Annotated in this window: 16 protein-coding genes; 5 read left to right on the top strand and 11 right to left on the bottom strand. The window is 65.0% G+C overall.

Going from position 1 to position 21425, the window contains the following annotated elements; genetic code table 11:
* Positions 1–134 precede the first annotated feature (134 nt).
* Positions 135–1496: an aspartate aminotransferase family protein gene (locus E3U47_RS00100; protein WP_134688917.1), complete on the bottom strand. Its 1362-nt coding sequence runs from the start codon at positions 1494–1496 to the stop codon at positions 135–137.
* A gap of 48 nt (positions 1497–1544) precedes the next feature.
* Positions 1545–2903 carry a glutamine synthetase family protein gene (locus E3U47_RS00105; protein WP_134688918.1) on the bottom strand — a complete coding sequence of 453 codons (1359 nt, stop codon included), beginning with the start codon at positions 2901–2903 and terminating at the stop codon, positions 1545–1547.
* Between the two features lie 667 nt (positions 2904–3570).
* Between E3U47_RS00105 and E3U47_RS00110 the strand changes: the two genes are divergently transcribed.
* The gene (locus E3U47_RS00110; protein ID WP_134688919.1) at positions 3571–4947 is read left to right on the top strand and encodes a glutamine synthetase family protein; all 1377 of its coding nucleotides are present in this window, start codon (positions 3571–3573) and stop codon (positions 4945–4947) included.
* Between the two features lie 193 nt (positions 4948–5140).
* Here the strand turns inward: E3U47_RS00110 and argA are convergent, their stop codons facing one another.
* Both argA and argE read right to left on the bottom strand, forming a co-directional pair.
* Positions 5141–6439, bottom strand: coding sequence for an amino-acid N-acetyltransferase (argA, locus tag E3U47_RS00115; RefSeq protein WP_134688920.1), 1299 nt, complete (start codon positions 6437–6439; stop codon positions 5141–5143).
* Positions 6440–6564: 125 nt separating this feature from the next.
* Positions 6565–7707 (bottom strand): acetylornithine deacetylase, encoded by a 1143-nt coding sequence (gene argE / locus E3U47_RS00120; RefSeq protein ID WP_134688921.1) that lies wholly within the window; start codon positions 7705–7707, stop codon positions 6565–6567.
* A 128-nt stretch (positions 7708–7835) separates the two neighbouring features.
* Here argE and E3U47_RS00125 point away from each other — a divergent pair, with 128 nt between their 5' ends.
* A complete protein-coding gene (locus tag E3U47_RS00125; protein ID WP_134688922.1) occupies positions 7836–9215 on the top strand; it encodes an inorganic triphosphatase in 1380 nt (459 codons plus the stop codon).
* A 146-nt stretch (positions 9216–9361) separates the two neighbouring features.
* On the opposite strand, the gene E3U47_RS00130 is transcribed toward E3U47_RS00125, so the two are convergent.
* A complete protein-coding gene (locus E3U47_RS00130) occupies positions 9362–9832 on the bottom strand; it encodes an Lrp/AsnC family transcriptional regulator (protein ID WP_134688923.1) in 471 nt (156 codons plus the stop codon).
* 126 nt (positions 9833–9958) lie between these two features.
* On the opposite strand from E3U47_RS00130, the gene E3U47_RS00135 reads away from it, so the two are divergent.
* From E3U47_RS00135 to E3U47_RS00145, 3 genes are all read left to right on the top strand, one after another.
* A complete protein-coding gene (locus E3U47_RS00135) occupies positions 9959–10285 on the top strand; it encodes a hypothetical protein (protein WP_134688924.1) in 327 nt (108 codons plus the stop codon).
* Between the two features lie 97 nt (positions 10286–10382).
* A complete protein-coding gene (locus E3U47_RS00140) occupies positions 10383–12065 on the top strand; it encodes a GspE/PulE family protein (RefSeq protein WP_134688925.1) in 1683 nt (560 codons plus the stop codon).
* 92 nt (positions 12066–12157) lie between these two features.
* Positions 12158–12472 (top strand): DUF2388 domain-containing protein, encoded by a 315-nt coding sequence (locus E3U47_RS00145; protein WP_134688926.1) that lies wholly within the window; start codon positions 12158–12160, stop codon positions 12470–12472.
* Positions 12473–12557: 85 nt separating this feature from the next.
* Here the strand turns inward: E3U47_RS00145 and gcvP are convergent, their stop codons facing one another.
* The 6 genes from gcvP to E3U47_RS00175 all read right to left on the bottom strand — a co-directional run bounded on the left by gcvP (position 12558) and on the right by E3U47_RS00175 (position 21424).
* Complete coding sequence (gene gcvP, locus E3U47_RS00150; protein WP_134688927.1) at positions 12558–15431, bottom strand: aminomethyl-transferring glycine dehydrogenase; 2874 nt, start codon at positions 15429–15431, stop codon at positions 12558–12560.
* 160 nt (positions 15432–15591) lie between these two features.
* On the bottom strand, positions 15592–15975 hold the full coding sequence (gene gcvH, locus E3U47_RS00155) for a glycine cleavage system protein GcvH (protein WP_134688928.1): 384 nt from the start codon (positions 15973–15975) through the stop codon (positions 15592–15594).
* A gap of 49 nt (positions 15976–16024) precedes the next feature.
* Positions 16025–17107, bottom strand: coding sequence for a glycine cleavage system aminomethyltransferase GcvT (gcvT, locus tag E3U47_RS00160; protein WP_134688929.1), 1083 nt, complete (start codon positions 17105–17107; stop codon positions 16025–16027).
* Positions 17108–17231: 124 nt separating this feature from the next.
* Positions 17232–18854, bottom strand: a complete 1623-nt coding sequence (locus E3U47_RS00165; protein WP_134688930.1) for an iron ABC transporter permease — start codon at positions 18852–18854, stop codon at positions 17232–17234.
* Between the two features lie 160 nt (positions 18855–19014).
* On the bottom strand, positions 19015–20016 hold the full coding sequence (locus E3U47_RS00170; RefSeq protein ID WP_134688931.1) for an extracellular solute-binding protein: 1002 nt from the start codon (positions 20014–20016) through the stop codon (positions 19015–19017).
* Between the two features lie 184 nt (positions 20017–20200).
* Entirely contained in the window at positions 20201–21424 is a 1224-nt protein-coding gene (locus E3U47_RS00175) for a 2-octaprenyl-3-methyl-6-methoxy-1,4-benzoquinol hydroxylase (protein WP_134688932.1), read from the bottom strand.
* Between the last annotated feature and the right edge of the window lies 1 nt (position 21425).

Below are 21425 nucleotides of genomic sequence, written 5' to 3' on the forward strand. Positions count from 1 at the left end.
TTCAGCAGCCAGGCCCCACGGGTCACGCGCTGGGCGACTGAAACAGCCGTTAGTCTGGCAAGTTACAAGGCGCTGTTTCAACAAAAGCAGCGCCTGTAACGGACTTAATGTCACCTCGCCAGCCTAGCAGACCGTCATTTGATCGCTTCGTACGTCAAATCCAGGCACTTGCGCGCCTTTTCCACCAGTTCGTCCACCTCTTGGCGGCTGATCACCAGCGGTGGCGCGATGATCATGGTGTCGCCCACCGCGCGCATGATCAGGCCGTTGTCGAAGCAGAAGTTGCGGCAGATCATGCCCACGCCCTTGCCCTCGTAACGGCTGCGAGTGGCCTTGTCCTTGACCAGCTCGATCGCGCCGAGCAGGCCCAGGCCGCGCACTTCGCCCACCAGTGGGTGGTCCTGCAGCTCCCGCAGGCGTTTTTGCAAGTAAGGTGCCACCTCGCTGCGGGCCTTCTCGACGATCTGCTCGTCACGCAGGATGCGCAGGTTCTCCAGGCCCACCGCCGCCGCCACCGGGTGGCCGGAATAGGTGAAGCCGTGGTTGAAGTCGCCGCCTTCGCTGAGCACCTGGGCCACTTTGTCACGCACGATCACACCGCCCATGGGGATGTAACCGGAGGTCAGGCCCTTGGCGATGGTCATCAGGTCGGGGGCCAGGTCGTAGTAGTCGGAGCCGAACCACTCGCCGGTACGGCCGAAGCCGCAGATCACTTCGTCGGCGACGAACAGGATGTCGTACTTGGCGAGGATCTCCTTGACCTTCGGCCAGTAGGTCTCAGGCGGGATGATCACGCCACCGGCGCCCTGGATCGGCTCGGCGATGAAGGCGGCGACATTGTCCTCGCCGACTTCGAGAATTTTCTTTTCCAACTGCTCTGCCGCCCACACGCCGAAGGCGTCCGGGGTCATCTCGCCGCCTTCGCCGAACCAGTACGGCTGCGGGATGTGCACGATGCCCGGGATCGGCAGGCCGCCCTGCTCGTGCATGCCGCTCATGCCACCCAGGCTGGCGCCAGCCACGGTGGAGCCGTGGTAGCCGTTGACGCGGCCGATGATGGTCTGCTTGCTCGGCTTGCCCTTGAGCGCCCAGTAGTGGCGGACCATGCGCAGCACGGTGTCGTTGCCCTCGGAACCGGAACCGGTGAAGAACACATGGGTCATGCCCTTGGGCGCCACCTCGGTGATCGCCTTGGCCAGCTCCAGTGCCGGCGGGTGGGCGGTCTGGAAGAACAGGTTGTAGTACGGCAGCTCGCGCATCTGTTTTTCCGCCGCCTGCACCAGTTCTTCCCGGCCATAGCCGACCGCCACGCACCACAGGCCGGCCATGCCGTCGAGGATCTTGTGCCCCTCGCTGTCCCACAAATGCACACCCTGGGCCTTGGTGATGATGCGCGGCCCCTTCTCCTTCAGTTGCTTGTAGTCACTGAACGGAGCCAGGTGGTGCTCGCCGCTGAGGGCTTGCCATTCACGGGTTTGCGGGTTGTTGACGCTCATGTGCCTCTCCATTTTCCGGTGGCCGCCAACAGGCGGCCTCAGGGTTGATCACACAGCAAACAGCAGGAACTCTCGCTCCCAGGAGCTGATCACGCGTTTGAAGTTCTCGTGCTCGGCGCGCTTGGTGGCGACGTAGCCGGCGATGAATTTCTTGCCCAGGTACTGCTCCAGCGCCCGACTGTTCTCCATGCGCTCCAGGGCGTCCTCGATGGTCAGCGGCAGGCGCAGGTTGCGTCGCTCGTAACCACGGCCCTGTACCGGCGCGCTGGCCTCGATGCCCTCGACCATGCCGATGTAGCCGCACAGCAGGCTCGCGGCGATGGCCAGGTAGGGGTTGGCGTCGGCGCCCGGCAGGCGGTTCTCGACACGGCGGTTCTGCGGGCCGGCATCTGGCACGCGCAGGCCCACGGTACGGTTCTCCTCGCCCCACTCGACGTTCACCGGCGCCGAGGTGTCGGGCAGGAAACGGCGGAACGAGTTGACGTTGGGGGCGAACAGCGGCAACGCCTCGGGGATGAACTTCTGCAGGCCGCCGATGTGATGCAGGAACAGCTCGCTCATGCTGCCATCGGCATTGGAGAAGATGTTCTTGCCGGTGGCCACGTCGACCACGCTCTGGTGCAGGTGCATGGCGCTGCCCGGCTCACCGGTCATCGGCTTGGCCATGAAGGTGGCGGCCACGTTGTGCTTGAGCGCGGCCTCGCGCATGGTGCGCTTGAACACCAGGATCTGGTCGGCCAGGTGCAGCGCGTCGCCGTGACGGAAGTTGATTTCCATCTGCGCCGTGCCGTCCTCGTGGATCAGCGTGTCGAGGTCCAGCTGCTGCAGTTCGCACCAGTCGTAGACGTCTTCGAACAGCGGGTCGAACTCGTTGGCGGCTTCGATGGAGAACGACTGGCGCCCGGTTTCCGGGCGACCGGAACGGCCCACCGGCGGTTGCAGCGGGAAGTCCGGATCTTCGCTACGCTTGGTCAGGTAGAACTCCATCTCTGGCGCGACGATCGGCTGCCAGCCCTTGTCGGCGTAGAGCTTGAGGACCTTCTTGAGGACGTTGCGCGGCGACAGCTCGACCGGGTTGCCCTTTTTGTCATAGGTGTCGTGGATCACCTGGGCGGTCGGCTCGATGGCCCAGGGCACCAGGTACACCGCGTTCTCGTCGGGCCGGCAGATCATGTCGATGTCGGCCGGGTCGAGCAATTCGTAATAGATGTCGTCGTCGACGTAGTCGCCGGTCACGGTCTGCAGCAGCACGCTCTCGGGCAGGCGCATGCCCTTTTCGGCGATGAACTTGTTGGTGGGCGAGATCTTGCCGCGGGTAATGCCGGTCAGGTCGCTGATCAGGCATTCCACTTCAGTGATCTTGTGCTCTTTCAACCAATCGGTGAGCTGGTCGAGGTTGGTACTCATAAATACCTCAGGAGGTAATGTGGCCCGGTTGCGCAGAACCGGCCGCCACTGACGCCGGGCGTCGGGCAAAGTCGGCGCGTGCGACGCCGAGGGGCCTGGACAGGCCCGCGCCTTGATTCTGGATGCTGTGGCTGGCTAAAGCAAAACCCCCCGCGCAGAGCGGCGGCGAATACGCGCGCTGGGCGTGGCCGCAGGTACGGGGCGAAGGGTGAACGGAAAGGAAGTGCTGCGCTAAAGCGTTACGAGGCATGGCCTTTTTATGCGAACCGTCAATTATTGCGGCCAGCGCGACGCCCCTTCGATGCAGGCGCGCAATGACCGGACGGCAACCGGGAGATGTACCTGAACGCACCGTGCATGCGGCGCTGGCAGGTCTCGGCAGGCGGACCATGTGACCCTCGTATTATTGTGTTCTGGGTTGTTGCCGAGCTTAGCCTCGTTCATTTTTTTACACAACTCTTCCGTAAAAAATAAAACACGGCCTGCTCGAGATAACCCTTCAGCACGAAAATAGCGGATAATGGCACGCCCCGATATGCGGCAAAACTGCCGTAGATGTGCCATTTAAGGGCATCATGGGGCTGGCTTGACTTCACCTGGTCTTTCCGATTGACTGGGGTTGCAAGCCCCCCTTGATTGATATTTTTAACAACAAAGGTGTTGCATCATGTCGGTACCCCCGCGTGCCGTTCAGCTTAACGAAGCGAACGCGTTCCTTAAGGAACATCCTGAGGTTCTCTACGTTGACCTTCTGATTGCAGATATGAATGGTGTGGTGCGCGGCAAGCGCATCGAGCGCACCAGCCTCCACAAGGTTTACGAGAAAGGCATCAACCTGCCGGCCTCCCTCTTCGCCCTGGATATCAACGGTTCCACCGTCGAAAGCACCGGCCTTGGCCTGGACATCGGCGATGCCGACCGTATCTGCTATCCGATTCCAGACACACTGTGCAACGAGCCGTGGCAGAAACGCCCGACCGCCCAGTTGCTGATGACCATGCACGAGATCGAAGGCGAGCCGTTCTTCGCCGACCCGCGTGAAGTGCTGCGCCAGGTGGTGAGCAAGTTCGACGACCTCGGCCTGACCATCTGCGCGGCATTCGAGCTGGAGTTCTACCTGATCGACCAGGAGAACGTGAACGGCCGTCCGCAGCCGCCACGCTCGCCGATCTCGGGCAAGCGCCCGCAGTCGACACAGGTGTACCTGATCGACGACCTCGATGAATACGCAGATTGCCTGCAGGACATCCTCGAGGGCGCCAAGGAACAAGGCATTCCTGCCGACGCCATCGTCAAGGAAAGCGCCCCGGCGCAGTTCGAAGTCAACCTGCACCATGTCGCCGACCCGCTCAAGGCCTGTGACTATGCGGTGCTGCTCAAGCGCCTGATCAAGAACATCGCCTACGACCATGAAATGGACACCACGTTCATGGCCAAGCCCTACCCGGGCCAGGCAGGCAACGGCCTGCACGTTCACATCTCCGTGCTGGACAAAGATGGCAACAACATCTTCACCAGCGAGGATCCCGAGCAGAACGCCGCGCTACGTCACGCTGTCGGCGGTGTGCTCGAGACCCTGCCCGCCTCGATGGCGTTCCTCTGCCCCAACGTCAACTCGTACCGCCGTTTCGGCGCCCAGTTCTATGTGCCGAACGCGCCGAGCTGGGGCCTGGACAACCGTACCGTGGCCCTGCGCGTACCGACCGGCTCGCCGGACGCGGTGCGTATCGAGCACCGCGTGGCCGGCGCCGACGCCAACCCGTACCTGATGATGGCGGCCGTGCTGGCCGGCGTGCACCACGGCCTGGTCAACAAGGTCGAGCCGGGCGAGCCGATCGAAGGCAACTCGTACGAGCAGTTGGAGCAGAGCCTGCCGAACAACCTGCGCGATGCCCTGCGCGAGCTGGACGACAGCGAGATCCTCAACAAGTACATCGATCCGAAGTACATCGACATCTTCGTCGCGTGCAAGGAGAGCGAGCTGGAGGAGTTCGAACATTCGATCTCCGACCTCGAGTACAACTGGTACCTGCACACCGTGTAAACGAAAACGCCGCCCACAAGGGCGGCGTTTTTCATTGGGCCTAGGCGCACACGATTCCCCTGTAGGAGCGGCCTTGTGCCGCGAAAGGGCCGCGCAGCGGCCCCGGCGATCTTGGGCGTACTCGAGATCCTGGGGGCGCTGCGCCCCCCTTTCGCGGCACAAGGCCGCTCCTACAAAGGGACCGTGCCAGCCATTACAACGACTTCTCGAAAATCTTCGAATTACGCTGATAGTTATACAGCGAAGCCCGCGCCGCTGGCAGTTGCTCCACGCCACAAGGGGCGAACCCGCGCTCGCGGAACCAGTGCGCGGTACGGGTCGTCAGCACGAACAGGGTCTTGAGCCCCAACTGCCGCGCCCGCGTCTCGATACGCTCGAGCAACTCGTCACCTCGTCCACCATGCCGGTACTCCGGGTTCACCGCCAGGCACGCCAGCTCGCCAGCTTCGGAATCGGCAATCGGATACAGCGCCGCGCAGGCGATGATCATGCCCTCGCGCTCGACCACGCTGAACTGCTCGATCTCACGCTCCAGCACCTCGCGGGAACGCCGCACCAGAATGCCCTGCTCTTCCAGCGGGCTGATAAGGTCGAGCAAACCACCGACATCCTCGATGGTCGCCTCGCGCACCACCTCGAACTGCTCCTGGGACACCAGCGTGCCGCCACCGCCACGGGTGAACAGCTCGGTGAGCAAGGCGCCGTCCTCGGCGTAGCTGACGATGTGGCTGCGCGCCACACCGCCCTTGCAGGCCTCGGCGGCGGCATCGAGCAATTCGGCCTGGTAGTCGCTGCCCAGGCGCAACAGGTGCGGGCCGATGTGCTGCGGACGCAGTTCGCGCACCAGTTGCCCACGTTCATCCAACAAGCCCGGCTCGGCACCGAACAGCAGCAGCTTGTCGGCGCCCAGTTCGATGGCGGCGCGGGTGGCGACGTCCTCGCAGGCCAGGTTGAAAATCTCGCCGGTCGGCGAATAGCCCAGCGGCGACAGCAGCACGATGGAGCGCTCGTCGAGCAGGCGGCTGATGCCCTTGCGGTCGACCCGGCGCACTTCGCCAGTGTGATGGTAGTCGACCCCTTCGAGCACGCCGATCGGCCGCGCGGTCACCAGGTTGCCGGAGGCGACCCGCAGGCGCGAACCCTGCATCGGCGAAGCCGCCATGTCCATCGACAGGCGCGCCTCGATGGCCAGGCGCAGCGCGCCGACCGCATCGATCACGCAATCGAGGGTCGCCGCATCGGTGATGCGCATGCCACGGTGGTAATGCGGGGTCAGGCCACGAGCGGCCAGGCGGCTTTCGATCTGTGGCCGCGAGCCGTGGACCAGCACCAGGCGCACGCCAAGGCTATGCAGCAGCACCAGGTCGTGGACGATATTGCCGAAATTGGGGTGTTCAACGCCGTCGCCGGGCAGCATGACCACGAAGGTGCAGTCGCGGTGGGCGTTGATATAGGGCGAAGCATGGCGCAGCCAGTTGACGTAATCGGGCATGACAGGGCCTGTGGATAAGTGAACGGAGAACGAAAAGGCGCACAACGTTCGAAAGTCATCGTCGGAACAGGCTTGCGGTCACGCGCGGTCTCCTCTAGACAGGAACGAATCAGGTCAATGGACGTTTAGCTCAGGCAATAGTGCCGGATCATCTCACGCAATAGACGCACGGTAGGCTCGATACGTGACATTTCCAGGTATTCGCCGGGCTGGTGGGCGCAAGCGATGTCGCCCGGGCCGAGCACGATGGTCTGGCAACCAAGCTGCTGAAGATAAGGCGCTTCGGTGCCGAAGGCCACAGCTTGCGCGCGGTGGCCGGTCAGGCGTTCGGCCAGTTGCACCAGTTCGCTGTCGGCGGCCTGCTCGAACGACGGCACCTCGGGGAACAGCGGCGCGTAGTCGATACGCACGTCATGACGCTCGGCCAGCGGTTGCAGCTTGGCCCGAATGGCGGCGCGCAACGGCTCTGCATCCATGCCTGGCAGCGGTCGCAGGTCGAACTCCAGGGCACACTGGCCACAGATGCGGTTGGGGTTGTCGCCACCGTGGATGCAGCCGAAGTTCAGGGTCGGGGTAGGCACGCTGAACTGGGGATTGCGGTACTTTTCCTGCCAACCGCGGCGCAGGTCCATCAGTTCGGCCATCACCGCATGCATGGCTTCCATGGCGCTGCGGCCCAGGCTGGGATCCGACGAATGGCCACTGCGCCCGAGGATGTCGATGCGCTCCATGAGAATGCCCTTGTGCATGCGGATCGGCTTGAGCCCGGTGGGTTCGCCGATCACCGCTGCACGTCCGAGCGGCTGGCCGGCTTCGGCCAATGCCCGGGCGCCGGACATGGAGCTTTCTTCGTCACAGGTCGCGAGGATCAGCAACGGTTGCTTGAAGTCGTGTTCGAGCAGCGGGATCACCGCGTCGATCACCAGGGCGAAGAAGCCTTTCATGTCGCAACTGCCCAGGCCCACCCAACGACCATCGGTTTCGGTCAGCTTGAGCGGGTCACTGCTCCACAGCTGTGGGTCGTAGGGCACGGTGTCGCTGTGCCCGGCCAGCACCAAGCCGCCAGGGCCACTGCCGCGACTGGCCAGCAGGTTGAACTTGCCGGGCGTGACCTGCTGGATCTCGCAGGCAAAGCCCAGGTCGCCGAGCCAGCCGGCCAACAGCTCGATGACCGGGCGATTGGACTGGTCCAGCGCAGCCTGGGTGCAACTGACCGAGGGCGTGGCGATCAGGGCGGCGAACTGGTCTTTCAGCGACGGCAACGGCATGCGCGAACTCCTCGAAAGCATGAGGGGCATCATAGCAATGCCGCCCCTTCACCTGGCAATCCGCAGAATCCTCTTGGCACAAGTGCGGTAGACTGCCCGACAACGATGCCCCTCCTTCCGAGCCCGCGATGCACAAAGAAACCGAACTCAAACTCCGCGCCAGCCGCGAGACCCTTGCCGCCCTGCGCGAGCACCCTCTGCTGAAGAAGCGCAACAAGTCCGGCTGGCAGACCCGCGAACTGCTCAACCAGTACTTCGACACCCCGGCGCGCGACCTGTCCGCCGCCCGAGTCGCCCTGCGCCTGCGCCGTGACGGCGAGGTCATCATCCAGACCCTCAAGTGCCGTGGCCAGAGCGTGGCGGGCCTGTCCGAGCGCAACGAATTCGAATGGCAGCTGGACAAGGTCAAGCTGGACCTGAAGAAGCTCGACGACAGCTGCTGGCCTGAACAACTGGCCGAGCTCGACAAGAAGACCATCAAGCCACTGTTCACCACCGACTTCACCCGCGAGTACGCCGAGATCGCCTGGGGCCGCGGCAAGGCCAAGGTGGTGATCGAGGCTGCCATCGACCAGGGCTTCGTCGTTGCCGGCAAGCGCAAGGAAGCCATCTGCGAGCTGGAGCTCGAACTGCGCGAGGGCGCCCCGGAGGCGCTGCTGGAACTGGCCGCCGAACTGTCGGCGAGCCTGGCGCTGATGCCCTGCGACATCAGCAAGGCCGAGCGCGGCTACCGCCTGCTCGAACCGGACAGCTACGAACTGGGCCTGCCGGCCACCGAGCTGGACGCCGAAATGCCGCTGGACGATGCCTACGCCGCCCTTGCCTGGCAACTGCTGGGCAGCAGCCAGCGCCTGGCCGAGCAGTATCGCCACAACGGCCACTGGCGCTTGCTGCAGGACTGGGTGAGCTGCCTGGCCGAACTGCGCGCGCTCACCGCCAGCCTGGGCCAGGCCGCGCCGCGCCCGACCACCCGCGCGCTGCGCAGCAGCCTAGACGCGCTGCTGGAAGACTGGCGCCCCCTGGTGCTGGCCGGCAACGATGACGAAGACATCCGCCGCGCCGCACCCGAGCAGTTCGCCGAGGAGCTCGAAGACGTGCGCTGGGGCCAGTTTTCGCTGGAGACCGCACGCTGGCTCAATGCCCGGGCCTGGACCGTGGAGCGCAAGGGCCGCGGCGAACGCCAGGGCAAGGCACAGCTGGCCAGTTGGCTGCAACATCAGCTCGGCGAGGAAGCCCGCGCGCTGAAGCTGCCCCTGTACGTGCAGCGGCCCGAGGACCTGGCCGAGCAGTTGCCACGCATCGAAGGCATCCAGGCCTGGCTGCACCACGCCCGCCAGGTGCTCGAACTGCCGCAGCTGGACCGCCTGTACGGTGAGCTGAACAAGCTGCACCAGTTGGCCGAACAGCCGCTGGGCGAAGAGGACAAGAGCGAGCTACTGGAAGCCCGCATCGAGCAGGCCCGCGCCGTCGAGCAGAACCGCGCCTGGAAGCTGCTGCTCAAGGCCTGATAGCCAATCCTGCCGCCGTAGGAGCCAGCCTTGCTGGCGAACCAGGCGCCGCGGTGGATGGCGCCGGCAAGGCCGGCTCCTACGGTGTGATTGCGCGCAATCCTGTCCCCGTAGGAGCCAGCTTGCTGGCGAACCAGACGCCGAGCTCAGCGTCCCAACGGCAGGCTGGTGGTGCTCTTGATCTCTGACAGCGCCACGATCGAGTTCACCTCCTGGATCCCCGGCACGTTCGATAGCTTTTCGAAGAAAAACCGCTCATATGCCTCGATATCCGAGGTCACGATGCGCAGTAGAAAGTCCACCGCGCCCATCAGCACATAGCACTCCAGCACCTCAGGGAAGCCGCGAATCGCCTCGGTAAACTCGGCGAAGTTCGAACGCCCGTGGGCATTGAGTTTCACCTCGGCGAAGATCTGCGTGTTCAGCCCGACCTTCTTGCGATCCAGCAAGGTCACCTGCCCACGAATCACCCCCTCCTCCCTCAGGCGTTGAATACGCCGCCAGCAGGGTGACTGCGACAGGCCCACACGCTCGGCGATCTGCGCGCTGGATAACGAGGCGTCTTCCTGCAGCAATTCCAGAATACGCCGATCATAAGCGTCCAATTCGCCAAGCATGATCAATTCTCCAAAATAAATTTTGGCGAATAAAACTATTCGCCAAGTCACGAAATTAGCTAAATCATAGCGAAGAAATGCCCCGCCTGAACTGCAAGAATTTCTCCACTTCCGCGGAGACCCAGCATGAACGCACTCGAACGGCCCCTCACCTCGCCCCGCCTCGACGCCTGGGCCGCCACCACAGTCCACTGCACCGTGCATTACCGCCTGCATGCCGATGCCGAACCGGACAGCCTGTGCCGTGTGCTCAACCTGTTCGCCTTGCAGTTCCTTACCCCGCACAGCGTCAACGTCAGCCAATGCGACGACCTGCTGGACGTGGCCATCGGCGTCGGCGGCCTGAGCTGGCACCGCGCCGAAGTGATCGCCCAGAAACTGCGCAACCTGGTCTGTGTCAGCGAAGTGTGCCTGGCGAACCTGCCGCAGCTGTCGGAGGTTGCTCACCGCTGAAGGTGGCGCGCAACGTCCAGAAACCCTTTGCCCCGGCCTCCGCCGCGCTGTCCAGCTAGCCTTGCCCAAGCCTTCGCACTCCGGCAAGGACACCCCCATGCTCGCCAACGATAACCATTTCCTCGATCTCAACCGCCTGCTGGACGCCTTGCTGGCACAGCAACGGATCACCCCCGCTACGGCCCTGGCGGTACTGGAACGCGCCGAGGCCCAGCCTGGCGACCACCCCCTGGAACTGATCGCCGACCTCGCCCCGCCAGACCCGCGACACCCAACCCGGCCATTGGAACTGGACACCCTATGCCGCTGGCTGGCCGAACAGGTTGGCCAGCCCTTTGTGCTGATCGACCCCTTGCAGGTCGACCTGGTACGGGTCGCCGGGCTGATGCCTGCCGCCTTTGCCCAGCGCCACGGCATCCTCGCCGTGGCCGTGGACGAACACAGCATCACGGTGGCCAGCGCCCAGCCTTATCAACGCGAATGGGAAACGGACCTGCGCCGCAGCCTGGGCAAAACCGTACGCCGGGTCCTGGCCAGCCCGCGGCAGATTCGCCAGCTACGTCCAACCTTCCTCGGCCTGGCCCAGTCGGTGCGCGGCGCGGGCCTTGCCCCGTCGCCGCGCCTGGGCGAACTGGAGCACCTGCTCGAACTGGGCAGCAAGCAGCCGCAGGCCAGCGCCGACGACGCCCATATCGTGCACATCGTCGACTGGATGCTGCAGTACGCCATCGAACAGCGCGCCAGCGATATCCACCTGGAGCCCCGCCGCGAACAGGGCCATCTGCGCTTGCGTATCGACGGCCTGCTGCATGCGGTGTACGCGTTCCCAGCCGGTGTCAGCCTGGCGATGGTCAGCCGCCTGAAGCATCTGGGGCGGATGAACGTCGCCGAGAAACGCCGGCCGCAGGATGGCCGCCTGAAAACCCGCCTGCCCAGTGGGTCCGAGGTGGAGTTGCGCCTGTCCACCCTGCCCACGCCGTTCGGCGAGAAGCTGGTGCTGCGCCTGTCCGATCCCCAGCAACTGCACGTCAGCCTCGAAGCCCTCGGCCTGGAGGGCCCTATACTGGCGCAGTGGCTGGCCCTGCTGCGGCAACGCCAGGGCATCCTGCTGGTGACTGGCCCAACCGGCTCGGGCAAGACCAGCACCCTCTATGCCAGCCTCCGGTACCTGGCCACACCCCAGGTCAATCTGTGCAGCATCGAAGACCCGATCGAGCGTCTTGAGCCGCTGATCAACCAGTTGCAGGTTCAGCCCAGCCTGGAACTGGATTTCGCCAGCGGTGCCCGCGCCCTGCTGCGCCAGGACCCGGACATCATCATGATCGGTGAAATCCGCGACCGGGAAACCGCCCAGGTGGCCGTGCAGGCGGCGCTCACCGGGCACCTGGTGCTCTCGACCCTGCACACCCAGGATGCCTGCGGCGCGATCACCCGCCTGCTGGAGCTTGGCGTGGCCGACTACCTGGTCAAGGCCACCCTGCTCGGGGTCATGGCCCAGCGCCTGGTGCGCACTTTGTGCCCTCTTTGCCACAACCCTGGCCAGCACGGCGAGCAGCCCTGCCCTCGATGCCGGGGCACCGGCTTCCATGGCCGTACCGGGCTGTTCGAGCTGCTTGAGGTCAGTACCGCGCTACGTGAGCGGATCACCCCGGCCTGCGACCTTGCCGGCCTGCGGCAACAGGCCGAGCTAGACGGCCTGCTAGATCTGCGACGGCATGGTCGAGAGCGGGTCGCCCAGGGCAGGACCTGCCTGGAGGAGGTCTTGCGCGTCTGTGGATAAGTAACAAATCCCCTTTATGGGCGGGAACTTGCGGCCAACGCAGACGATCAAAGCAGCATCTCAACCGCCCTCATCCACCGAGGTGATTCATCATGCGTTTCAAAACAGCCATCGCAGCCACCGTCCTGTTCTCGCTGCCCATTGGCTGCGCCATGGCCGACACGTTCTGGCGCAACATCATCTCCTCCGGCGCCACCACTGCCTCGACCTACCTGACCTTCAAGGACCACAAGCTGATCGTCGCCGCCCAGGACGATGCCGGCAGCTTCGTCGCCAGTGACGGCGCCATTCGCGGGCCGTTCCTGGAAGCCGCGATCCGCCAGGTACGCACCGATAACCCGGGCGTCCAGGCCAGCGACATGGAACTGGCCAACGCCATCCTGGCCAAGAACGCCGTGGCCGAGTAATCCCTCGAAACAAACACCCCCTGCAGCAGCGGCCTTGCGTCGTGAAAGGGCCGCAAAGCGGCCCCTACAGGGGATGGTTCCCCTCTCAGCGATATGCCTCCACCGGCACGCACGCACAGAACAGATTCCTGTCCCCATACACGTTGTCGACCCGGTTCACCGCCGGCCAGTACTTGTGCTGGCGCGCGTGAGCGCTGGGGGCGATGCCCTGCTCGAGCGCATAGGGCCTGTTCCACGGCGCCAGCACGTCGGCCAGGGTGTGCGGCGCATGCTTGAGCGGATTGTCCTCGGCCGGCCAGTTGCCCTCCTGCACTTCGGCGATTTCCGCGCGGATCGCCAGCATCGCCTCGACGAAACGGTCCAGCTCGGCCTTCGACTCGCTTTCGGTGGGCTCGACCATCAGCGTGCCCGGTACCGGGAACGACATGGTCGGGGCATGGAAACCGTAGTCCATCAGACGCTTGGCCACGTCTTCCTCGCTGATGCCGGTGACCGCCTTGAGCGGGCGCAGGTCGAGGATGCATTCATGGGCCACGCGCTGGTTGCGCCCGCGATAGAGCACCGGGAAGGCGTCGCGCAGCTGGCTGGCCAGGTAGTTGGCCGAGAGAATCGCCACCTCGCTGGCATCGGCCAACTGCGGCCCCATCATGGCGATGTACATCCAGCTGATCGGCAGGATGCTCGCGCTGCCCCAGGGCGCGGCGCTGACCGCGCTGATGTTCGGATCGAGCCCCGGCACCGGCACCACCGGATGGCTGGCGACGAACGGCTTGAGGTGGGCGCGGATACCGATCGGCCCCATGCCCGGGCCACCGCCACCATGGGGGATGCAGAAGGTCTTGTGCAGGTTCATGTGCGACACGTCGGCGCCGATATCCGCCGGCCGCGCCAGGCCCACCTGGGCATTGAGGTTGGCGCCATCCATGTACACCTGGCCGCCATGCTGGTGCACCACCTCGCAGATCTCGCGAATGCCTTCCTCGTACACCCCGTGGGTCGAGGGGTAGGTGACCATCAGGCACGATAGTCGCTCGCCAGCCTCGCGCGCCTTGGCCTTGAGGTCTTCGAGATCGACGTTGCCCGCCTCGTCGCACTCGACGATCACCACGTCCATGCCAGCCATCTGCGCCGAGGCCGGGTTGGTGCCGTGGGCCGACGACGGGATCAGGCAGATCGTGCGCCCGGGCTGATGGCGGCTGCGGTGATAGCGGGTGATCGCCATCAACCCGGCGTATTCGCCCTGGGCACCGGAGTTGGGCTGCATGCAGATGGCGTCGAAGCCGGTAATGGCGCACAACCAGGTTTCCAGCTCGTCGATCATCGCCTTGTAGCCCTCTACCTGCGCTGCCGGGGCGAATGGGTGGGGCTGGGCGAACTCGGGCCAGGTGATGGGGATCATCTCGCTGCTGGCATTGAGTTTCATGGTGCACGAGCCCAGTGGAATCATCGACTGGTTGAGCGCCAGGTCCTTGTTCTCCAGTTGCTTGAGGTAGCGCAGCATCTCGGTTTCGCTGTGGTGCAGGTTGAACACCGGGTGCTGCAGGATCGGTGTGCGCCGCACCAGCGCGCCGGGGATGCCTTCGGGCAGGGCCTGCTGGTCGAGGGCGGCAATGTCCAGGCCGTGGTCGACGCCAAGGAAGATATCGAACAGCTTCAGCACCGTGGCTTCGTCGCAGGTCTCGTCCAGGCTCAGCCCCAGGTGCCCGCGCCCGAGAATGCGCAGGTTGATGCGGGCGTCCTCGGCGCTTTCGATGATCGCCGCCTGGGTGCCGCCGACGTCCAGGGTCAGGGTGTCGAAGAAGTGCTGGTTGAGGCGCTTGATGCCTTTGGCTTCGAGGCCGGCGGCGAGGATGAACGTCAGCCGATGCACGCGCTGGGCGATGCGCTGCAAGCCCTCAGGCCCGTGGTAGACGGCGTAGAAGCCGGCGATGTTGGCCAGCAGCACCTGGGCCGTGCAGATGTTGGAGTTGGCCTTCTCGCGACGAATGTGCTGCTCGCGGGTTTGTAGGGCCATGCGCAGCGCGGTGTTGCCGCGGGCATCGCGTGATACGCCGATGATGCGCCCGGGCATCGCCCGCTTGTAGTCGTCGCGGCAGGCGAAGTAGGCCGCGTGCGGCCCGCCATAGCCCATGGGCACACCGAAGCGCTGGGTCGAGCCAAGCACCACGTCGGCACCCAACTCGCCGGGCGGGGTCAGCAGCACCAGGCTGAGGATGTCGGCAGCCACGCAGGCCAGGGCCTGCTGGGCGTGCAGTTGTTCGATCAACGGGCGCAGGTCGCGCACCTCGCCATGGGTGTCCGGATATTGCAGCAAGGCACCGAATACCGAGTGTTTGGCAAGGTTATCCACAGTGTCGACGATCAACTCGAAGCCGAACCCTTCGGCGCGGGTCTTGAGCACCGACAGCGTTTGTGGATGGCAATGCTCGTCGGCGAAGAAGGCGTTGCTCTTGTTGCGCGCCACCCGCTTGGCCAGGGCCATGGCCTCGGCGGCGGCGGTGGCTTCGTCGAGCAGCGAGGCATTGGCCAGGGCCAGGCCGGTGAGGTCGATGACCATCTGCTGGAAGTTCAGCAACGCCTCCAGCCGGCCTTGGGCGATCTCCGGCTGGTAGGGCGTGTAGGCGGTGTACCAGCCAGGGTTCTCCAGCACGTTGCGCAGGATGACCGTGGGCGTGACGGTGGCGTGGTAGCCCATGCCGATCAGGCTGGTCCACAGCTGGTTCTGCGCGGCGTAGCCGGCCAGCTTGGCCAGCGCGGCTTGTTCGTCCAGGGCCGGCGGCAGGTCGAGTGGGCGATTGAAACGGATGCCCGGTGGCACCGTCTGCTCGATCAGTTCGTTGCGGCTGGCGACGCCGAGGGCTTCGAGCATGGCCTGCTGCTCCTGGGCATCGGGCCCCAGGTGACGACGCAGGAAGGCGTTGGGTTCATGCAGCTGACGCAGGGATGGCGACTGGGACATGGCGATCTTCTCTTCCTGGACCAGTTCTCATGGAGACTTACAAGTCTAGGAAGGGATCGCCGATATTGCGGGGAAAAGTTGCGCAGGGCGCTGTTCGCCAGCAAGGCTGGCTCCTACAAGGATATCGCCGGTAGGAGCCAGCCTTGCTGGCGAATCAAGGTCACTCGCCGATGGCGGCTTTGTAACCAGCCGCATCCAGCAGCTTGTCCAGTTCGGACTTGTCGCTTGGCTTGAGCTTGAAGATCCAGGACTCGTAAGGCTCGGAGTTCAGAAGCTCCGGCGCATCGCTGAGCTCTTCGTTGACCGCGATCACCTCACCACCCACGGGGGCATAGATGTCCGAAGCGGCCTTCACCGACTCCACCACGCCGGCAGCGTCGCCCGCCGCGAACACCTTGCCGACTTCGGCCAGCTCGACGAACACCACGTCACCCAGCGCTTCCTGGGCATGGTCGCTGATGCCCACGGTCACCGTGCCGTCGGCTTCCAGGCGAGCCCACTCGTGGCTTTCGGCAAAACGCAGGTCGGCGGGGATTTGGCTCATAGTCTTGTATTCCTCGTAATGGGTCAGCGGTCGGCCCGCCGTTAAGTGTTCAGATCAGGATCTTGCCATGGCGCACGAAGGTCGGCTGGACCACCCGCACCGGGTACCACTTGCCGCGGATCTCCACCTCGGCGCGGTCGCCGGTGGCCATCGGCACGCGCGCCAGGGCAATGGATTTGCTCAGCGTAGGCGAGAAACTACCACTGGTGATCTCCCCTTCGCCAATCCCGGATACACGGACCACCTGGTGGGCGCGCAATACACCGCGCTCCTCGAGCACCAGGCCAACCAGTTTTTCCTTCACGCCCTGCTCGATTTCCGCCAGCAGCCCGGCACGCCCGATGAATTCTCGGGCCGCCGGTTCCCAGGCGACGCTCCAGCCCAGGTTGGAGGTCAGCGGGGTGTGGGCTTCGTCGATGTCCTGGCCGTACAGGTTCATGCCGGCTTCCAGGCGCAGGGTGTCACGGGCGCCCAGGCCGCTCGGGGCGATGCCGGCGCCGACCAGATCGTTGTAGAACGCCGGGGCTTGCTCGGCAGGGAGCATGATTTCCAGGCCGTCTTCACCGGTATAGCCGGTACGGGCAATGAACCAGTCACCTTCGGCCAGCCCTTCGAACGGGCGCAGCTCGCGGATCAGCGCGGCCCGCGAGGCGCTGAGCAGAGCTGCGACCTTTTCTCGGGCATGCGGCCCCTGGATGGCGAGAATGGCCAGCTCAGGCCGCGCCTTGAAGCTCACCTTGAAGCCTTCGCTGCGGGTCTGCAACCAGGCCAGCACTTTGTCGCGAGTGGCGGCGTTGGCCACCAGGCGGTAGCCATCCTCGGTGCGGTAGGCGATCAGGTCGTCGATGACCCCGCCCTGGTCGTTGAGCAGCGGGCTGTAGAGGGCCTTGCCGGGGCTTTCCAGACGCGTCACGTCATTGGCCAGCAGGTGTTGCAGCCAGGGCGTGGCGGCGCAGCCGTCGATGTCGACGACGGTCATGTGGGAAACATCGAACACCCCGCAGTCACTGCGCACCTGGTGGTGCTCCTCGACTTGCGAGCCGTAGTGCAGGGGCATGTCCCATCCGCCGAAATCGACCGTCTTGGCGCCAAGCGCCAGGTGCAGGTCATACAGAGGCGTACGCTGTCCCATGGGTTTCTCCTTCCGGGCGTGGCGAGGCGGCGACGGTCGGCGATGTTCAAGCATCACCTGTTCTTGTAGGACCCGTCGCTGCGAATGCCGCGCATTGTAGCCGCAAGGGCGCCGCGTGGCACCCTCAGCGCGGTTGCCCCGGGCGTTGAGCCGAACGGCGAATCAGGCCGATCACCGGCAGCAGGCCGACCAGCACCAAGGTCAGCGCCGGCAGCGAAGCACGCGCCCATTCGCCCTCGCTGGTCATCTCGAACACGCGCACGGCCAGGGTGTCCCAGCCGAACGGCCGCATCAGCAGGGTGGCCGGCATTTCCTTGAGCACGTCGACGAACACCAGCAACGCGGCGCTCAGGGCACCGGGCACCAGCAACGGCAGATACACCTTGAAAAACAATCGTGGGCCACCGACCCCGAGGCTGCGCGAAGCCTCCGGCAGCGACGGACGGATGCGCTCCAGGCTGCTTTCCAGCGGGCCGTAGGCCACGGCAATGAAGCGCACCAGGTAGGCCAGCAGCAAGGCCGACAGACTGCCCAGCAGCAGCGGCTTGCCCGCGCCGCCCAGCCACTGCGACAACGGGATCACCAACTGGTTGTCCAGGTAGCTGAACGCCAGCATGATCGACACCGCCAGCACCGAGCCGGGCAGCGCATAGCCCAGGTTGGCCAGGCCGACCCCGGCACGGATACCGGCAGTCGGGGCCTGCCGTCTGGCGAACGCCAGAAGCATGGCCACGCTGACCGTGATCAGCGCCGCCATGGCCCCTAGGTACAGAGTGTGCATGACCAGGCCGACATAGCGCTCGTCGAGGTCGTGCCGCCCGCGCTGCCAGAACCACGCCAGCAACTGCAGCATCGGAATGACGAAGGCACAGGCGAACACCAGCAGGCACCAGCCACTGGCAGCCAACGCCTTGATACCCCGCAAGTGATAAAGCGCCTGCGCCCTCGGGCGCTCATTGCCGCTGCGGCTGGCGCCGCGGGCCCGGCGCTCGCCATACAGCACCAGCATCACCGCCAGCAGTAGCAGGCTGGCCAGCTGCGCCGCGCTAGACAGGCTGAAGAAGCCGTACCAGGTCTTGTAGATGGCCGTGGTGAAGGTGTCGAAGTTGAACACCGCCACCGCGCCGAAATCGGCCAGGGTCTCCATCAATGCCAGGGCGATGCCGGCGCCGATGGCCGGCCGCGCCATGGGCAAGGCCACCCGCCAGAAGGCCTGCAACGGTGACAGCCCCAACACCCGCGCCGCCTCCATCAGGCCCTTGCCCTGGGCCAGGAAGGCGCTACGCGCCAACAGGTAGACATAGGGGTAGAACACCAGCACCAGTACCGTGATCACGCCACCGGTGGAGCGCACCCTGGGCAGGCGCATGGGCCCGAACACCTCGCGCAGCGCGGTCTGCACGGGGCCTGCAAAATCGAGCAGGCCGACGAAGACGAACGCCAGCACATAGGCCGGGATGGCGAACGGCAGCATCAGCGCCCAATCCAGCCAACGCCGGCCAGGGAATTCGCAGAGGCTGGTGAGCCACGCCAGGCTCACCCCCAGCACGGTCACGCCGATACCGACGCCCAGCACCAGGGTCAGGGTATTGCCCAGCAGGCGACTCATCTGGGTGTCGAGCAGGTGCGACCAGATCTGGGTGTCGACCGACTGCCATGACAACAGCAAGACGCTGAGCGGCAGCAAGACCAGGGCGGCGACCAGGAAGACCGGCAGGTACCAGCGGCGTTGAGGGGTATGGGGCAATGCTGGAGTCTCGGTAGCAGGTGGCGACCGCTGCGCGGTCGTTCGCGGCTAAAGCCGCTTCTACAGGCACCGTGCAATACCACGGACAACACAAAACCTGTAGGAGCGGCTTCAGCCGCGAAGGGGCCCTGGAGGGCCCCGACAGAATAAGCGGTGAAACTCAGTTCCAGCCAGCCCGATCCATCAAGCGAATGGCTTCGGCCTGGCGCTTGCCAGCGACTTCCACCGGGATGCTGTCGGCCTTGAAGCTACCCCAGGCCGCCACTTCCGCCGAGGGTTTCACCTTCGGGTTGGCCGGGAACTCCTGGTTGATATCGGCGAACAGCTTTTGCGCCTCTTCGCCGGTCATCCACTCCACCAGCTTCTTGGCCGCCTCTGGATGCGGCGCGTGCTTGGTCAGGCCAATGCCCGACAGGTTCACGTGCACGCCACGGTCGCCCTGGTTGGGCCAGAACAGCTTCACCGGCAGGTCAGGTTTTTCCTTGTGCAGACGGCCGTAGTAGTAGGTGTTGACGATGCCCACGTCGCACTGACCGGCGGCGATGGCCTGGAGTACCGCGGTGTCGTCGGAGAACACGTCGGTGGACAGGTTGTTGACCCAGCCCTTGACCAGCTTTTCGGTCTCGGCTTCGCCGTGGTTCTCGATCAGGGTGGCGGTGAGCGACTGGTTGTAGACCTTCTTCGCCGTGCGCAGGCACAGGCGGCCTTCCCAATGCTTGTCGGCCAGGGCCTCGTAGGTGCTCAGTTCCTGCGGTTTGACCCGCTCGGTGGAGTAGGCGATGGTCCGCGCGCGCAGGCTCAGGCCGGTCCAATCGTGGGACGAGGCGCGGTACTGCGCGGGGATGTTCTGCTCGATCACGCTCGACTTGATCGGTTGCAGGATACCCATCTGCTCGGCCTGCCAGAGGTTGCCGGCATCGACGGTGAGCAGCAGGTCGGCGACGCCGTTCTGGCCCTCGGCCTTGATGCGCTGCATCAAAGGCGCTTCCTTGTCGGTAATGAACTTGATCTTGACGCCGGTCTTGGCGGTATAGGCGTCGAACACCGGCTTGATCAGCTCGTCGATGCGCGAGGAATACACCACCACTTCGTCCGCCGCCTGGGCGGTACCGCCGAACAGAGTAAGGGCCAGGGCGGCCAGAAGGGGCTTGCGGGGCAACATCGGGGGTACTCCTCGCTGAGTTTAGAGGTGCAAATGGTAGTGAATCCCATTTTGCGACTCATCTGCCGAGCAGTTACCAGATGTTGCAGGGACTGCTACGCAGTCCTTTCGCGACACAAGGCCGCTCCTACAGGGATTGCACAGTACCTGTGTCGCGAAAGGGCCGCATAGCGGCCCCGCCATCTCAAGCCCGGGCCAGCTCCGGCAGGTCCCCGGACAACCCCAACGCCTGACGCACGAACACCGCCTTGGCCTCGGGCAACTGCTCCACCAGCTTCAAGCCGCTGTTGCGCAACCAGCGCAACGGCAGCGGATTGGCCTGGAACAAGCGCTCGAAGCCCTCCATCGCCGCCATCAACGCCAGGTTGTGCGGCATGCGCCGGCGCTCGAAGCGGCTCAGCACCTTCACATCCGCCAGGCGCTCGCCGCGCTCGCAGGCACGGACCAGTTCCTCGGCCAGCACCGCGGCATCGAGAAAGCCCAGGTTGACGCCCTGCCCCGCCAATGGATGGATGGTATGGGCCGCATCGCCGATCAGCGCCAGCCCTTCCTGCACGTATCGCTTGGCATGCCGTTGACGCAGCGGCACACAGACCCTCGGATCGGCCTCGAGCACCTCGCCCAGGCGCCCTTCGAAGGCCCGTTCGAGCGCCGCGCAGAACGCCGCATCGTCCAGCGCCATGGCCTGTTCTGCCTGCTCCGGCGTGGTCGACCAGACGATCGAGCACCAGTCCTGGCCGCCATCGCGGCGCAACGGCAGGAACGCCAGCGGCCCTTCATCGGTGAAACGCTGCCAGGCGGTGGCCTGGTGCGCCTGGCTGCAACGCACGCTGGTGACGATGGCGTGGTGCAGGTAATCCCATTCGCGGGTCTGGCAACCAGCCAGACGTCGCACCGCCGAGTTGGCGCCATCGGCGGCGATCACCAAAGGCGCGCGCAGCTTGCGGCCGTCGGCCAGGGTCAGCAGCCAGTCATCGCCGGAGCGGCGCAACTGCTCCAGGCGGGCATTGGGCAGCAAGCCGACATCGCTGTCGTGCAGGCGCTCCAGCAAGCCGTCCTGGACCACCCGGTTCTCGACGATATGGCCCAGCACCTGGGCATGCACACTGGCCGCCGAGAAGTGGATCTCGCCGGTGCCGCTGCCATCCCAGACCTGCATGTCCGAATACGGCGACACCCGCCGCCGGGCGATGCCTTCCCAGGCCCCCAGGCGCTCGAGGATGCGCTGGCTGGCCGCCGACAGGGCACTGACCCGCGGCTCGAACGGCGCCTCGTGGTCAAAAGGCTTGACCGTCAGCGGCCCGCCATCGAGCAGGACCACTTCCAGGCCGCTGTGACGCAGGGCCAACGCCAGGGCGCTGCCGACCATACCGGCACCGACAATCAACAGATCTGCGCGCGTTTCCATG

Origin of the sequence: Pseudomonas sp. RIT623 (assembly GCF_004519305.1) — a bacterium.
GTDB lineage: Bacteria > Pseudomonadota > Gammaproteobacteria > Pseudomonadales > Pseudomonadaceae > Aquipseudomonas.